A 17,968-nucleotide genomic window follows, 5' to 3' on the forward strand; every position below is an offset into this window, starting at 1 on the left:
TTTGGGAATATATAGATTATATTTTGTTTCTTCTAAGCGGCTTCCTTTATTAAGGTTTTTTAAGTTGCAATACGTAAGTCAATTTAAAAGTACCTTGGTTTTTAGATGTAAATTGATTTCAGCTCATCATCGTTTTCATCTCAAACAAGTGGTTGCATGGCTAAAAGAACTTTCAGATGTTAGGTGATGCACGTGTGTAAATGTAGAGAATATGCCCTTGGAAATCGTTTAGGATATTCCCCTAAGATAGGGTTATGTACAGAAGGAGTTTTGCAAAAAAAGGAGAGAAATTTCCCTAGGGCAAAGAAAATTTCTCTCGGTAGCTGATTTAGAATTTTCCTTGCAAACCTGTTACGATACGATGGCTTGCGTAGGATTTTTTTGAATCAAAGACATAGTCTATGAATCCTGTTGTATGTTCGGAAAGTTCTACACTGTCATGCATCTGTAGATAGAATCCGTTACGGGAAATAGGCGCTCCTGTTATAGGAATGCTTTCGTTGTTTGCTAGGATGGTGACTACGTTATGAGGATTCACACGATAGACATCAGGCTTGTAAGCGAGTTTTAATGTAAGTGTTGAAGGAGCTTTTCTAAAAGGTGTATGCCATTCTGAAGTGAATCCTATGGGTAGGGTGATGTTATGACCGCGACCTCTGGAAAAACTCCGTGGTAGAGCTCCTTTTTCTGCAAATGCATTTTGCCAACCACCCATAAACTCTGCAGATATAAATCCAGAAAAATCAAAATCACGAGCGACCTTACGCGTGAGTGTGCACCAGGTTAAGAACGGATGTTCTACAGATACTGAAGCGTAATAGGTATTGTTATGCCAACGCCCTTTAGATTTTTTAGTTCTTTGGGTGATGGGATTTAGATAGTTTGTTTTCATATGGTTTACTGCGTAACCGTATGCAGCTTCCCAGGAGATATTCGTAGCTGTATTTTCCGTAGCAACTAGAAACTTTCCAAAGAAAGCGAATAAACTTATTTGCTCTGTGCTATGCGTATCGTAAGGTTTACTCTTTACTTGACCATAAAGTTGACCAAAAGCGAGTCCTATAGAAACCTCATCAGGATAGTTGATTCCGATAGAGGCTTGATACCCCCCGTACCTCCCTTTGAAGCCTTCGTGTAACTTTTGTATAGGTTGGCGGATATAATTGCCGATAGCCTTAGCAGAAACAAGAACACCTTCGTGTTGACTTAGGAAAGTTTCTTCTAAAGCTTCTGAAAATACTTGAGTTGCTAGGAAGGACGTCCACAGCGTATTAGATACAAGTTCACCACGACGTTCGGGGTCTAAAATATAGGGAGCACGATGCGTTGGTTCCGGTCTCCACACAACATAAAGAGTACGATTATTCGTCCCTGAAGGAATGCCGCCACTAGGTGTAGGAGCAAGTATAGGTACTGTCCATGAGGATGACCAAATTCCTTGATAGCCGTAATGTTGAGGAACAGCGAGAGTCCCCCCAGGGAAGTCAGATTTTGTTGGATCCCCGCCATTGCTTGTAAAGGTGGCAAAAGGAATCGATAAGGCACCTTGTAATAGGGGATTGTCATACAGCTCAGCATTATTTTCAGAGACTAGATCTAGGGAACCTGATAACGTGATTGTCTTGCTATTTGATGTAGTTACCTTAGCCGGAGAAAAGTCAGGAGTTAGGTAGGATTGTACATCGCACCCTAATTTGCTAATGGTAAAGTCTTCAGGAGTTGGATTGCTCCCTGTTGGGGATAGTAACCCAATACTAGCCCCAGAACCTAAAGTTAATCTTCCTGTTCCCGCAGTTAAACCAAGCACATTGAGCTTAGCGTTATTAGTTACAATAAGCTGTCCGTCTTGGATAACTACCTTTCCGAAAAGAGATGAAGTCGTATTTGCAGGATTTAACTTCTCCGATATGGTCAGATTTTCTGATGTAAATTTTACTGATCCAGAATAACCGGGCGCATTAACAATAATGGTATTTAATTGTGTACCATTACGACCTCCTCCTGCAGTTCCTAAGTTTGTGATAGGATCATGAAAGATCAGGTTGGAAATTCCGGAAGCATTAAGAGCCGTGATCTTACTATTCCCTTCGACATGGATGGCGTTATGTACTCCTGGACGGCTATCGAGCATATTGCCGATAAAGACCATATCCCCAGATTTTGCTGTTAAACTTAAAGTAGACTCTGAAGGCTCAGAGGAATTCCCAACAGCGGAATCTATATAAATAGCCCCACCTTTTTGTGCTCTGTTATTGAAGAACACCAAAGGGCCCTGAGAGTTTATCGTCAGGACTTTCGCACAAATGGCTCCACCATTTTCTTTAGCGGAGTTTTTCGTGATATATGTAGGGGAGTTATTTGAAAAGCTACATGTGGTTGCGTAAATAGCCCCACCATTTTTTTGAGCAAGGTTATTGCTTATGTCACAACCGCCAGTATTATCAACAAAGGAAACTGATTTTGTTGGTGCACAAATGGCTCCTCCACAACCTGAACCTATGTCTTTAGGAGGTTTTGGAGTTCTAGATAGCAGACCATTTGCTGCGGTGTTTCCTGATAAGGTAATGGGACCAGAGTTATTCTTAAATGTGACAGTTCCGTCGTAAATAGCTCCACCGCCGCAAGCAGCAAAGTTTTGAGAAAACGAGATAGCAGCAGAGTTATTTTCGATATTGCATGACGCGCTTGTATCATTAAGGAGAGCTGCTCCAAAATTCCCTGAGTTGCTGCCAAAGGTAATTTGATTACGAATCTTCGTAATATTTAAGCTTGTGGTTGTATGAACTGCGGAACCACAAAAACAGTTTACTGTAGTTGAAGCAGGCTCAGATTCAGTAAATACAGGAGTATAGGGGGTTCTGTTATTGGTAACGGTTACCGTTTTTGATGAGGTAATCGAGATATCTTTTCCTGAAATAAGCCCATGCTTTCCTGTAGAGATGTTTTCATTAAGTACAAGCTTAGAAAGATTAGATAAGGTGAGAGTATATGCAGCTGAGATTAACGAAGCACTTTCTTTTGCAGGAGCATGACATTGCGAAAATGTTAATGAACGCTGTTTCCCAAATATGGTAAGGTTCGAACTCGATCCTAAGAAAGATGAAGGGAACTTAGCTCCATAGACATCTTCGATGAAACAATTAGAAGTAAGGTAAAAAGCTTCTCCTATATCATACAAAGGAGGCGTAAGATTAGTTTGATTTATGGTTTGGGCAGCAACCCACCCAGAGCTGCATAAGCAAGCCAAAAAGCAAAAAGGAGAAGATCTGAAAGAAAGAGGCATGCCTCAACCCTATCGTTAGTAATATTTAGAATCGAAATTTACTTCCTATATTTATATTGTAGTTGCGAGAAGATTTACGCAGTTCGCAACTACCATGGCTAAAGATTTCAATATTATTGTTTACAGCTGTGTGGGTAGATCCTTCTATTAACAGGCCTTGTCTATCAAGGTTTGTCGCAGGGGTTTTCCACCTAGCTCCGTTTGCTAGTAATAAAGTTGTACATCCGGGATTTCTCCTCCACACATCGGGGACATAGGATACAGCTAAGCTGTAGAAGTCCGGGTAGGAGTGAGAACGTCTATCTATTTTAAAACCGCAAGGAATCGCTAGGTTAATTAAACGAGAAGAACAGAAAGATCTTGCTTCAGCTAGTTTTTCTCTGAAGGATCCATGTTCCGCGTAACCAATCTGAACGTTCACAAAAGGAACGAATTGATTTAGATGTAATTTAGTGGTTGTCAAAACAATAGGCAAGCTCCCACCTACTTCTCCTAACCAGCAATTGTTATCCCAATTACCGCTTTCTTCAGGAACGAAGGTATAGCGTGTTTTCATATCTTCATTAGTATGGCTGTAGTTGATTCTTGCAGCGAACGTTGTGAAGATCGTGTTGCTTAATGGGCGTTTTATAGAGAGGTAAGCACTACCTACTAGGGCTTGCGATTTTGTTGTGGAGACCACGTAGTCTTTAGACTTTCCGAATACCTGAGAAAAAGCTACTCCAAATACAGAATCTGATAATGTTTGTGAGTTTGCTCCAATGACGTAGCCACCACTAATACGGCGGAACCCATGAGATACACAATTACGATCGTGGTGGAAAACGTTAGAAATTCCCGCTACCCATAATCCTTTACCATAGCCAAAGCCATCACAGCTTGCTGTAGCTAGCGCATTCATAGAACGTAGATCGATGAAGGCTCCCCATAAGCTATTAGGAACTAAAGAAGCTTGACGTTCAGGGGAAGGGACAAATCCTGTTTTTGTCCAAGTGGCTTTTAATACTTTCTTTTTATTGGCATCTCCATTTGCCCCGTCTTCCCAATTAAGTTTCCACGAGCCTTGGTACCCATATTGAGGATCTGCATCCCCTCTTGGGGTAAGTTGGAAAGAGCTGTTCGTTATTTTACTTTCACCTGCTGTGGATAGAGAAAGGACTGGAAGCGTGACAGTGTTTTGATTAAATAAATCATGATTTTCATAAGCGTTCCCAAAAACATCGTCTAAAGAAATATATCCGCTTAGAGTAATGGTGCCATTCGTACCTTTTACATCGATTTTAGCTCCTTCTCCAGCTTGTGTCAGCGAACCAAGATTGATATGCAGATCCGTTATTGAGATCGATCCGTCAGTATTGGGTTGATTGGCTAGAGTAGAGATAGCTCTGGGAATCTCAGCAGTAGCCATAACAACGGCAGCTTTTTTATCAGGAGTGGCATGGGAGTTATTGGTAGTTGACAATACGGTCCCAGCATCCATGAGGAGGATAGAATCAGATTGTTGCTCAAAGGAAACCACAGATAGGCTAGCCTTATCTGCTAAGACGAGTTTCCCACCACCTAGAATGACTTTTTGATAAATAGTTGATGCGTTGGAAGCATTTTCTGTGGAGTTTGCTTGAGCTCCAGAAAAGAGAACTGTTCCAATATAATTAGTAAAGGGAGCAGACTTTCCTCTATCCGGGTTAATAGTTAGAGTATTATCACCGTTGGGAGCTTGTTCAGGAATAGTAGTTACAATAGGATCATAGAAACAGAGTTTATGATCTCCAGAAGCAGCAAGCAATTTAATGCTAGCTCCTTTACCTAGAGTAATGGCATTTCTTTCGGTAGATCCATTATTGTTTTTTAGGTTGTCGTAGAAAGTCATATCGCCGTAGTCAGCGGATAGGCTGAGCTCTCCGTCAGCAGCAATATAGATAGCTCCACCATCTTTTGCGGTATTGTTGGTAAACACCGTTTTCCCTGAAGAAGTAATGCTAACTTTTTCTCCATAAATAGCCCCGCCTTCATTTTCCGCGCAGTTATTAGCAAAGAAGATATCATGTTGGTTCGATATAGTTAACCCTGTGAAGTCGGTGGGAGCTGCTCCAGCTTTAAATGTTTTCATTATCGGTGCAGTTGCCTTGACACAATAAATTGCTCCTCCTTGTCCTAATAATGCAAAACTCTCCCCGATTTCAGGAGATGCAGAATTGTTCTGCATAATCAATTGTAAGTTGTTGGAGAAGTTGATATTCCCTTTAGAGTAAATAGCTCCGCCAGATTTAGCGTTATTAGCATCGAATTGTACAGAGCCGTTGTCTGAAAAGTTGACAACAGTGTTTATAGCCCCATTTCCAGGAGGCGGTGGGGGTGGCGGAGTTGGTGGATTCACGGAGTGGATAGCGCCACCGAGATTTTCTGCGGAGTTGGATCTAAAAAGAATTGATGGGCAACGCGTAACATTCAGACTTGTGGAAGCTCCTACAGCACCTCCGTTAGCACCGACGTTACTAAGAAACTGTAGTGATTTTGTTACATTGTTAATGTCAACCACTTGTCCCCATAAAGCTCCGCCATTATCTCCTGCGCGGTTATTCTTAAATATTGCGTTTTGGATGTCTTTGAAGAATATAGGCGCCTTAGAATATACCGCACCTCCTTTAGGGGAAAGTATAGTACTTGTATCGGAACGAGCTATTAATGCTGCACAGTTAGAGCAAGAGAAGGTCTTGATCCCTGTGATAGTATAGGAGAGCGATTCAGGATTTTGCGAAGGAATAGAGCTTAAAGCAGCACCGTTTACGGATGTGCGAAGATCAGTAAAAGTTAAATCATGGCCTTTCCCGACAATGGTCATGGATCCAGCGGAATTGAAAAAGCAACTTGAGGGTGTTGCTGCCATGGAGTTGTCAATATTTAAAATATTTAGGTCCCCTGACAGGATCGCTGTTGTTCCTTCTGGATTTGACGTAATCGTGTAGGGAAACGTGTCTCTAAGATAGCCATCATAAGTTCCGCTAGGAACTACAATTTCCAAAGAAAATGCTTGGAATGAACAAGGAAGAGTCAGCGTTGTAGAAACTAAGAACTTACGGAAAGACGCTTTCATTTGCTAGATAGGATGCAACAAGATTGATTTTGCTAATAAACAAAAAGCATAAAAAAAACAATAGGGCAGGCAGAAAATTGTAAAGAAAAGACTGTGATTAAGAACTTTACAACTCTTTCTAACAGTTTGTGTGATGTTATTAGATCCGCTTGTCTGAAAGAAATTCAGAAAGCTATTTTTTCATAAGCTTCCTGGATTTCTTAGAATTTGCCGTCTAAATGTCAAAATAGAAATTGGCTACCGATATCTCCTGAATAGTATTGCGATGATTTGCGTAATTCTGTGCAGAATTTTGAAAATAGGGAGATGTTATCTAAAATAGCACAATGTACAGAAAGTTGTGCTGATAAAGCTTGTCGTGAGAGATTTGTTCCTGAGGTTTTCCATGTAGCGAAGGGGTCATAGGTAGCTGTAATTGTGGCATAAGGATTTTTGCGATATAGATCCGAGATAAACGCTGCGGAAGCTGTATAGAAAACAGGGTAATGAGAGGCATGACCTTCTAAACGAATACCGATAGGTAAAGATAGATTCGCTAATGTGCTACTGGTAATTGTATGTTTTTTCACTCCTTCTTCTTGGAATTTTCTTTGGTAGGCATAGATTGCCTGAAGATGCATAAAGGGAAGTATATGTTGGAACAGATTATGTTCTTCATGGAATTCAAAGGACAAAGATGACCCAAATTCTGCACCTACACAATGAGTATTCCAATACCCATGGGCAGTTTCTGAGGATTTACGATTGATTGTGAGAGTATTTTTACTATGACTATAAGTTGCTTGGGCAGTCAAAATTAGAGGGAGATCTGAAGAAACTTTAGATACAAACTCAGGACGAACAAAAAAGTTCCCTAAAGACCAATTTAAAATAGGTTTTATAGGTATGCTATGTTGGAGATAAACAGATCCTGCAAGAATATTTTCATGGTTTTTTGCTAGGGATGCATCTTTAGAAACCCCAAACATTTGGAAGAATCCTATCGAGAAGATATCTTTGGTCGGGGTTTGTTGTGAGAGCCCTAAAGCATAGCCACCACTAGTATGGCGAAATCCTCGGTTGTCTTTATGATGGTCCTTATGGAAGTAGCGAGAAATTTCTGATACCCAAAGTCCATTACGGTATAAGCTGCCGTCGGAGACAGTGTCCATAAGATTATGGATTCCACGGATATCTACAAAGGCGTTCCATAGGCTGTTGGGAACTAGGGAGTTTCCTTGACAATCTATGAGGCGAGGACGGTAGCCGTTTGGCGTCCATACAAGTTGTCCTAATTTTATTGCATTTGATACTGTACGAGGATTTAACTGTTTTGACGGGGTTTCTACCCATTCAAGATTCCAAGATCCTTGATATCCGTAAGGTTCGGTTGGAACATTAAGATGATCCACTTCGATGTGTGAATTTTCTAATTCTTGAGCGTCGATTGTAATTAGAGGAATTATAAGAGACTTGGCTAATTCTCTATTTTCATAAAAATCCATATCTTGAACATCGATATTGATAGAGCCTGATAAAGATAGCTGTTTATCTCTTGACAAAAGAAACACTTGTGCGGGTTCTCGAGTGGATAATGAGTCGTATTTTATTTTTGAATTCTCTGGTCGAGGGTTTAGCTCAGTGAGTTTTAACGGTATGGTAATGTTTAAGAATTCAGCGTTTTCCTGTATTCTCATCATAGTGCTATGATCTAGAATCAGTGTTGTATTAGGCCGCTGGACAAAGTTTAAAACTCCAAGAATCACACCGCTGCTTAAATTGAGAGTGCCTCCTGCTAATATAACGTCTTGTAAGATTCTGCTCATGTGTACAGCTTCTAGACTAGAACAGGAATAATGACAATTTGTCGAAGCGAGCACTACTGTGCCGTGATGTATATCACCACCCGGGATTTGATTGATAAGCAGGGGTACAGGGGATGAAGATGTTGAAGTAATAGCATCATAAAATTGCACGGATCTACCTGCTTTCGCGCCTATATGGCTTATGAAGGCGGCAGCTTCTAAATGGATAGCATTTTTTTCGATATGATTTCCTCTTACTGTACTATTCCCGGCGAAGATAATATCACCTTCTTCAGCAAACAGCCCTAACTCTCCTTGGGGAGCAATAGCAATAGCCCCACCACCAGGACGTGAGTCTTGATTTCCAGAAGCTATGTTATCGATGAATAGGGTAGGCCCCATAGCTGTTATAATCAACTCTTTAGCATAGATGGCCCCACCACCATGTACTGACCTATTATTGGAGAATGTTATTCCCCGATTTCTATAAAAGCTTAGAGAAGAAGGGCGTTGTGAACCTTGATTCGGGATGCAGCAAATAGCCCCGCCTTTATTCGATGAGTAACATCCTTGAAAGGTAACCGTATGATTGGATCGAAACATGAGAGCTCCTTTAGAGACAATGGCACTTTTCCCTTTTCTTGAGCTTGTCGGTTCCAAAAACTTAAGATGAGAAAAGCACGAAAGTATACAGAAGGTTTCCGCATCATGAAAAATCATTTTCCCCTCGCTTTCTATAGTAATTCTATCGAAGGTCAGACTGTGGTTATTCCCGTTAAAGACTAGGTCTCCTTTGGTGTTTTTAAAACAGCTAGAATTGCGTGGTGTGGTAGCAGCCACGTTTTGTATTAAAATGTCATCGGATAAGATATACGTGGTACCTTGATCGTTGTCAGAAGATTTAATAGAGAAAGCCGCTTTTGTGCCGTTAAAGTTATCAGCAGAGGAGAGTGTTTTTAACTCAGCAGAGTCTGCTGTGTTAAAACACAGATAGGACATAGCACAGCAGCAAAAAATCCATAGATTCGGTCTTTGCGTCATACGTTATTTCAAATGTATATTTTCAGAATGTTTTTTGCTTAGGGGAGGGAAATAGAGAAAAGCCTTTTACTCCATAGAAGAATTTTTGAAATTAATCAAGATGAATACAAGACGTTCTTTGGAAGATGCTCATCCTCAAAGAATTCGAGAAAAAATAGATTTTTCTAAAGATATCCCCGCTCATAAAGAGCAGGGACAAGCATTTAGAAGTGTATAGAGCTACCTAGATTAGTGTGGTAGCTTTTTGCAGATTTGCGTAGTTCTATACTACCTTGAGCAAACAGCTGGATATAGGAGGTAATCGCATAATCCCCAAAACATTGGAATCTTGCAGCATGTCTTTGTAGATTTGTAGCTGTTGTTATCCATGGTTGGGTAACCACATTTGTAACAATAGGTGTGGTAGTGTTTTTAGGATTATGGCGGTAAGCGTCTCCTACATAAGCCGCAGAAAGTTCATAGTGAAGATCTTTAGATAGAGAATCCCCATGAATTTGTAGCCCTAAAGGTATAGAGATATTCGTCAAATAAGTATGATTAAAAGCTCTCCTTCTCAAACCTTTTTCATGGAAGCCTTTTTGATATATGTATACGCTTTGCACTTTTACAAATGGCGTTGCCTTTTGCAGAAGGCCGTCTTTACTTTTTATAGGTAGAGTTATAGATGAGCCTACGTCTCCTGCGTAACAATGATTTCCCCAAGAGCTGTGCGTTTGTGTAGCATCAGAGTATTTTATCTTCATGGAGTTATCCCCATAAAAATAACCAAATTGCGCCCGGAATGTTACTGGGAAATCATCAGCGACCTGTTTTAAAATTTTCGGTTTAAACACCGAGGTCCCTGCAAGGACTTTTAAAATAGGTAAGAGTTCTGTTGAATATTGTGTGTATAGAGAACCGGAAAGAACTTTTTCATGAATCCTTGCACCTCCGTAATCTTTAGCTCGTCCAAATAGCTGGCAAAAACCAAAACACAATTTAAAATCATCAGGAGATTGCGAGCTTAATCCTACAGCATAGCCTGAGCTAAAATTACGAAATTTGCGATTTTTATTAGTTTTCTTTCCTTTAAAGAAGTTGGAGAATCCAGCCCCCCAGATGTCCTTGTGTGTTGCAGAGTTAGCCACACCTTCAATTAATCTTTGGATCGCCGCAACATCAGCAGCCATACCCCATAGACTATTAGGTACTAAAGAAGTGTGGCTTTGTGTGTCTTCAGTAGTGGGAATGTAACCTAAAGGTTGCCACTTTAAATTGGCAACTTTTTCATTTCCAGAGCCTGCTGTTGGAGAGTCCTCCCAAGTTAATTTCCATATGCCTTGATAACCTAAGTGTGCCTCCTCTTTGTCATTGGTCGCATCGCCATTGGAAACAGTGACTTGGCCTTTTGTAGCTGATATTTTTAAAAATTCTCTACTCAGTTGTTGTGCAAGATCAGGGTTTTTATAAAAATCCGGGTCAGAAACAGTAAAAATAATCGGACCAGAAACAGTAACATTTCCAGAACCTCCTGTAGCACTGACTCTTGCAAACATAGAAGAATTTAGGTTCTTAATGTTTACCCACAAGTTTTTCAGATCCACGGATTTTGAAGCCTGTAGCTGTGTGTTTTGTTCCAATATGACGTGAGAGTTTGAATCTGCCTGTGTGAAGGAGTCCGCGGAGAATAATGCACCATCTGTTAAAACGAATGCCCCTGCAGTGAGCTCCACAGGGGAGGGAAATGAGAAGATATTGGTTATTCCTTTAGCATTTGTATCACTTTTCCCACAGAAAACCACCGACCCTGTATAGTTTTGGGGTGCTGGTTGACTATCACTTTCGGCTCTGATCATCGATTTTTCTGTGCTTGGAACAGCAAATTTTTCGGAAGGCAACGCGTCAGGGGCATTGATTTTAAGCGTGCTTGTAGTGTCTGAGCTCGAGTTAAATGTTATGGGATCATAAAAAATAATAGATCTTCCTTGGGATGCTCGTAAGTTGGTAATTTTAGCTTGCGATCCTATATCTATAGCATTTGGAGTACCATTTTGGTCTGTGTTTCCTCTGAAGATAATATCTCCAGATGCTGCTGTTAATGAGAGAGTCCCACTATTAGCAATCGCAATAGCCCCGCCTGTTCCCTTGGCCGTATTATTGGTAAATAAGGTGGGGCCACCAGAGGTAATGGTAAGGTTTTTAGCATAGATGGCCCCACCGCTTTTGTCTGAAGAATTCTCAGAAAATGTTAATCCAGAGTTTCCTGCAAAGGTAAAGACGCTATCAGCAGCTTCTTCTGATTTAGTGCTCGAGCGAATTGTCCCAGAGGAGGCTGGAGTTGGCCATGAATTGGCGTTCTTTAGTTTAGTTAAAGAGGTAACTTCTGCTTCCGGAAGTTCGGGGGGGGTAGGTGCGTAACATATAGCCCCACCGTTATCTGTAGAGTGGTTATTTGAGAATATAACGTTATTGTTATTCGTTACTTGTATTGAGGAGCCTTGGCAAAAAATGGCTCCCTTACCTGAAACGCTATCCCCTGGACATGAGGAGAATTTGAGGTTAGAGATATTAGATAAATTTAATGTTTTACCTGATGCTGTATGGCTAATAGCAGCACCCTGTCCTGTGAGGGAGATATTGGTAAATGTTAGAGAATGAGAAGCACCGGCAAAGGAAAGATCCCCCGCAGTGTTGGTAAAGCAGCTTCCTTCAGTATTGTTACTCTTAATTCTTAGAGGTTGATCTGTTGCTGTAGTAACAGTGGTAATGTTCGAAAAGGAAATATCTGTAGTTAGAGTATAAGTGGTCCCCTCAGCATTGTTTGTTGCTTTTGATGTATATCCGGCATCTGGTTGTATAGATCCATCAAAACCGGTAGATAAGTCTGTATTCGTGACTGCTTTAGTAGTTTCTGATGTCCCGGAGGCAGCATTTGGAGACGATTCAGCAAGTATGATGTGGGTAGAGAGTAGCGATGATGAGAGTAAAAACCCATAAACGGAAAGTTTCATGAGGCATCTTGGGTTACAAATGGCTAACCCGCGAAATAGAAAAAAAAATAAAAAATTTCAAGTTTATCAGAGCGTATGAGGAGAAATAGGGAATACTCCCTGCTCTTTAAAGAGCAGGGAGAGAGGAAGATCTAAAAATGTATTTTAGCACCGAAATCATAGTTATAACTATGAGAAGAAGAACGTAGTTCGCAGTTGCCTTCGGCAAAGACTTCGATGTTATGTCTAACAGAGAATCGTCCAGAACCTTGAACAACTAGAGCTTTGTTATCTAGATTTGTTGCCGGTGTTGTCCATGGAGCTAATCTTCCAATTAAGAATAGCGTCATAGTTTCAGGGTTAATGCGGAAGATATCATGAACATACATGGCAGAAAGATCATAGGCAAAAAGTTCTCTAGGACAGATACCTTGGATTTTAATCCCCATGGGAAGAGCAAGGTTAGCTAAATATGTACTTGAGAATAAGCAGCGACGTAAACCTTCTTCTGTGAATTTCCTTTGTTCAGAATACACCCCTTGGAGTTTGATAAATGGGGATACATTTTTGAGTATCGCGGGACATTTACTCAAAGTATAAACAAATGTAGATCCTAATTCGGTAGCTAGGGAGTAATTAGACCAGTTTCCTGTCGTTTTTGTTTTATCTTCGTGAGTTATTGTAAGATTGTTATTACTATGGCTATAGCTGAGTTGAGCGCTGAGAATAACAGGAATGAAAGGAGAGGTTTGCAGTTCAGGAACGCAATTTGTAGAGCCACCACAGAGGAAACGTAACATAGGTATAGCACTTACGTGATGCGCATACAAGGATCCTGAAAGTGTTTGGTGTTCTACCTGACCTTTAGCATCATCTCTATCTTTACCAAATAGTTGAGAAAATGCTGCAGAAAATACATTTTCTGACAGAGTATGTTTATTTATACCGATGGCATAGCCAGCATTGTTATGTTGGAAAACGTAGTTTTTTTCTGCACCATTAGCATATAGAAAGTTTTTAATTCCTGTAGCCCAGAATCCTTCAGAACAAAGAGAATTCGTAGCTAGAGACTCTACGGTTCTTTCTAAATTGCGGATGTCTGAGAAATTCCCCCATAGGGTGTTAGGAACTAAAGGTGTTGTAATTTCTTTCGCACCACCAAAAGGAATGTATCCTGTAGGTCTCCAATGTACAGTTGCTGTTTTAGTGCCAAAAATGGTAACCCCTCCAGATGTAGAACCGGGAATCGTTTTCCAATCTATAGTCCAACTGCCTTGATATCCACGATGGGTGTCAAGATTTTCTCTTACAGATTCAGGAACATCTACTAAAGAGATTTTTGTTATGTCTTTGTCAGCAAGTTGTAGTAGCTCTTGATCGACATTATTAGCAAGAGCATGGTTATTATAAAAAGTCTCTTGATCAGCGAAGATCCCCAAAGGACCTTTAACAGTAACGTTATGAGCAGATCCTGAAGATGCGATATTTGCTGCTGTAGGTTCCACAAACTCATCAAGGCTTAACCATAGTTCTTTAATGTCAATGTTTTCTTTGACTTTTATGCTCGAAGTTTGATCTAGGATAATTCTAGACCCTGCAGTTTGTGTTAGCGATTTGGCTTCTAAATGAGCACCTTTTTCTAAAACTAAAGATCCTGCAGAAAGGGTCAAAGGTTGCGTGAATTTAGAAACATGTTTCATTTTTTTATGAGGACTATCTATATGCCTGCCTGAAAAGACAATAGATCCTGTGTAAGTTGTTGCTCCATTAGCTTTGTTGATTTCTAGGTTGTCAGCCGCTGTTCCTTCAACAAGAATAGGATCGTAAAATAGAATAGATTGCGCTTTTTTCGCTTCGAGTTTTAAAAATTTACCATTTGCCCCCACATAAATCGCATTGTTGACTCTATTCCCTGCGTCTGTATAGGTATTCCCTTTAAAGATAATACTGCCTTTATCTGCAGATAAACTGATCTCCCCCGACTCAGCAATGGAAATCGCCCCACCTTTTTGCGTGGCATGGTTATTTTCAAATAAAGTATTTCCTCCAGATTTAAGTACAAATTTATCAGTATGAATAGCCCCGCCGGTAGTTGCTGAGGAGTTATTCCTAAAGATCATAGAAGCATTGTTCTCTAGAGTGAGTGTTGTTGCTGTTGCCCCTGTTTTTAAACAATGAATAGCGCCGCCCGCTGCCGTAGAGTGGTTTGTATCAAAAACCACCTGATTGTTTTCTTTGATTGTTGTAGAGGCTATACTGTAAATAGCAGCATTCCCAGTAGTTACTTTGGGTGCTGCAATAAAGGATAAACAATTGAACCCAGACATCGTCAGTGTTTTCCCATCAGTATTTGTACTGATGGCAGCTCCTTGAGCTGTAGAGACGATATTTTCAAATATTAAAGAATAGTTTCCTCCGATGAATGTGACATTGCCAGTAGAATTTTTGAAACAGCTGGTATTTGCAGGAGTTGTTGATTTGACATGTTTGATAGTGACATCTGAAGTTAGAGTGTAGGTAGTTCCTCCTGCTTGCGAGGATTGCTTAGCAGTAAATTGCCCAGCTCCTGTAGAACCGTCAAGACCCGCTGAAGAGTCTAAGTTTTCAGCGTTTGCAAAAGCTATAGATGCAGTAAAAGATGAAAGGATTAAAACCCCATAAATAGAGTTTCTCATAATACATTCCCTGTTGTTTTATAGGAAAAAAAGTTTCTTCTTTTAGGAATAGGCATAACTCGGAAAGTTATACCGAATCAAAAAAGCAGATTAGTTCAGTGTTTGGTTGCTATTACAAATGAACACTCCTTCCCAAGTGGTAGGGGGTTACATTGTTAAAAATGCACCCTGCTGCCAAAATCCATGTTGTAACTATAAGAGGAACGACGGAATTCCACAGTCCCTTGCGCAAAGACATTGATGTGTGATGTAAGAGAAACGTTACTCGATCCTTGCAACAGAGCTGCTTGCTTGCCAAGATTTGTCCCCGTTGTTGTCCAGGGGAGTAAGCCTCCAGAGATTAATGAAGTCACGCTCTCAGGATTGCAACGATATAGATCAGTAATGTACATCCCAGTGAGTTCATAAGAGAGATGATGTAGTGATTGTCCTTGGATTTTAAGACCAATTGGCAATGAGAGATTTTTTAAATTACTGTTGTTAAAAGAACGTCTTTTTATTCCTTGTTCTTGAAATTGCACCTGATGAGCATGTATCCAATGCAGTTTGATAAAAGGAGATACATATTGGAAAAAGGTATGAGATATATCCAAAACAAAAGGAATTGAACTACCGATTTGCGCACTATATCCATGGGTATTCCATGAACCTCTTGTTTGTGTGCGGTCAGAGTTTTTGACTTTCATGTTGTTGCTGTCATAACTGTAACTCACAAGGGCATCAAAATTGATAGGAAGATCCTTAGGAATACTCAGTAAGAATCGCGGTTTATATTTTGATGTTCCTGCAAGGAATCTCATAATAGGAAGTAAGCATCTAGAATGCTGAGCATAGAAAGAGCCTGATAAGAATTTATCCTTAGACGTTGCGGATCCAAAATCCTTAGATCTCCCAAATAGCTGAGCAAAACTTACACTAAAGATATCATCTTGAAGTGTTTGTATTTTCCCTCCTACGATATATCCTGAACTCTTATGACGAAAGCCGTGGTTGTTGTTAGTAGAACCTTTAAGAAAAGAATTGGTCATGGATGAAATCCAAATACCGTTACCTGAAGATAGAGCATGTTTCTCAATAGCTTGTTGAGAAAAGCGTGTATCTAAAAAGAGATTCCATAAGCTATTAGGAACTAAAGATGTCGTAAACTCTCCAGTCCCCCCTGAGAAAGGAACGTAACCGGAAGGTTTCCAAATAAGGTGCATCTGCTTGTTAGGTAAGACAGTAGCTTTTCCGAAGGTAAGTTTAGGTTGCTCTTTCCAAGAGATTTTCCATGTGCCTTGATAACCACGATGCGATTCTAATGTAATTATAGGCGCTTCGGGAATGCCATCAATAGTGATATTGTCGAGATGTTGAGAGCTGATATTTAAACACTCTACAGACAACTCGTTCGCTAATGCTGTCTGATTATAGAAGATCTCATCATCTATATGCATAACTACGGGTCCGCTAATGTCCACGCTAGAAGCATCATCTGTTGTGGTTATATATGCCGGCTCTTCTGTTATTCTGTTAAGATTGAGATGGAGATTCTTTACTGAGATGTTATTGGTAGCTTGTAACTTCGTCCCAGGGTGCATGAATAGTAGGGAGTGAGGATTTTGATCAAAGGACGGAGCTTGTACACATACCCCCTCTGCTAACATTAATGATCCTGCCGCTAGAGTAAGATCTTGAGAAAATGAAGAGAGTTTACACTCAGGGGAATGAATGAAAAAGTTATGACTAGAAAATACAATCGTCCCATCGTAAGTAGAGGCTTCTCCTTGCGAGTTGTTAATAATTAACCGATCTGCAACAGATCCAGTGGTTGTAATGGGGTCATAAAAAAATATGCATCTGTCTTTAGCAGCACGTAATTGAAGAAATTTCGCATTGTCTTCTAGGTGAATAGCGTTGGGAGTATATTGGTTGTTTGCCCATCTAACGTTTCTTTCAAAGATTATATTTCCTTTATCGGCGGATAGACTAATTTCTCCATTAGCAGCAATGGCAATTGCCCCACCCCTATCATGGGTAACATTGGATTGAAATTTTGTAGATCCTCCTGAGGATAAGATCATTTTCTCAGCATAAATCGCTCCTCCAGAACCAGTAGCTACATTATTTAAAGTAAGAAAGTCCCCGTTATTCCGTATTGTTAATGTAGGTGATGTAGCTCCTACACCCGTACTTTTCTCACAATAAATAAAGGCGCCTTTTCCTGTAGACCTATTCAGTCCAGAGCGACCTTCAGAATTATTTTCTATTAGTACAGAACTATTAGAATAAATGGCACCATTCCCTGTATCTAACCTTGGAGACATGTAGAAAATCAGTTGTACGGCCCCTGATATTGTGAGTGTCTTACCATCCGCAGTTGTGCTAATAGCAGCACCTTTCGCTGTGGATGAAATATTATTGAAATAAAGAAGTCGTCGATTCCCAGCAAAAGTTAGATCCCCGGCTGTATTAGCAAAACAGCTAGTATTTTCTGGTTTTAATTGATTTATGTTTTCAAATGTGATCGCGCTAGTTAGAGTATATGTTGTCCCGTCAGCATTATTTGTTTGTTTAACATCGAAAGTTTCACTAGTGGAGCCGTTGAATCCAGTTGCAAGGTTGATAGAGTCGGCATCTGCAAGAAGTTTGGTAGCAGTGGATAAGGCAAAAGAGGAAAACAGTAAAACCCCATAAATAGAGTTTTTCATTAGTATTCCCTGCATATTTTGCGGCTCTATTTGACATAAGGGAAAGAGGAAAATAAAGCAAGAGTTGCTGTATGTTGATGAGGAAAATGAAGAGGACATCCTCTGTTTAGATGACGATCTAAGATAAGAAGCTTCTAGAAGATCAAGGTTTTAACTACACGGATAGTTATAAAGTTTACATGCATCTTATTACGTATTCGGAACAGATACAGCAGGACAAGATATAAATATTGGTCTTGCAAGTGATCAGATTTTTCTCCAGGAGTAACCCTTGTAATAAAGAAAAGGACACACATCAGATGAAGTATTTGTTTTTTTCATACTTTGTTCGAGATATTCCAGGAATAAAGGTCATAGGCCCTACCCCGTGAGAGCGGGGTAGGGGAGGTGGATGAGATTAGAACTGGATCTTGGATCCGAGATCTATGTTAT

6 protein-coding genes are annotated in these 17,968 nt (G+C 40.2%); all 6 read right to left on the bottom strand.

The window, feature by feature from the left end; genetic code table 11:
- Positions 1 to 328 precede the first annotated feature (328 nt).
- The 6 genes from E1N70_RS03410 to E1N70_RS03435 all read right to left on the bottom strand — a co-directional run bounded on the left by E1N70_RS03410 (position 329) and on the right by E1N70_RS03435 (position 17,536).
- The gene (locus tag E1N70_RS03410; protein WP_131744136.1) at positions 329 to 3,283 is read right to left on the bottom strand and encodes a polymorphic outer membrane protein middle domain-containing protein; all 2,955 of its coding nucleotides are present in this window, start codon (positions 3,281 to 3,283) and stop codon (positions 329 to 331) included.
- A 25-nt stretch (positions 3,284 to 3,308) separates the two neighbouring features.
- Positions 3,309 to 6,377 carry a polymorphic outer membrane protein middle domain-containing protein gene (locus E1N70_RS03415; protein WP_131744137.1) on the bottom strand — a complete coding sequence of 1,023 codons (3,069 nt, stop codon included), beginning with the start codon at positions 6,375 to 6,377 and terminating at the stop codon, positions 3,309 to 3,311.
- 221 nt (positions 6,378 to 6,598) lie between these two features.
- The gene (locus E1N70_RS03420; RefSeq protein ID WP_131744159.1) at positions 6,599 to 9,151 is read right to left on the bottom strand and encodes an autotransporter domain-containing protein; all 2,553 of its coding nucleotides are present in this window, start codon (positions 9,149 to 9,151) and stop codon (positions 6,599 to 6,601) included.
- A gap of 254 nt (positions 9,152 to 9,405) precedes the next feature.
- Positions 9,406 to 12,192, bottom strand: coding sequence for a polymorphic outer membrane protein middle domain-containing protein (locus tag E1N70_RS03425; RefSeq protein ID WP_131744138.1), 2,787 nt, complete (start codon positions 12,190 to 12,192; stop codon positions 9,406 to 9,408).
- A gap of 131 nt (positions 12,193 to 12,323) precedes the next feature.
- Positions 12,324 to 14,846 carry a polymorphic outer membrane protein middle domain-containing protein gene (locus tag E1N70_RS03430; RefSeq protein WP_131744139.1) on the bottom strand — a complete coding sequence of 841 codons (2,523 nt, stop codon included), beginning with the start codon at positions 14,844 to 14,846 and terminating at the stop codon, positions 12,324 to 12,326.
- Between the two features lie 155 nt (positions 14,847 to 15,001).
- Entirely contained in the window at positions 15,002 to 17,536 is a 2,535-nt protein-coding gene (locus E1N70_RS03435; RefSeq protein ID WP_208638296.1) for an autotransporter domain-containing protein, read from the bottom strand.
- Positions 17,537 to 17,968: the final 432 nt, after the last annotated feature.

Origin of the sequence: Chlamydia buteonis (genome assembly GCF_900634605.1) — a bacterium.
GTDB classification, from domain to species: Bacteria; Chlamydiota; Chlamydiia; order Chlamydiales; family Chlamydiaceae; genus Chlamydia; species Chlamydia buteonis.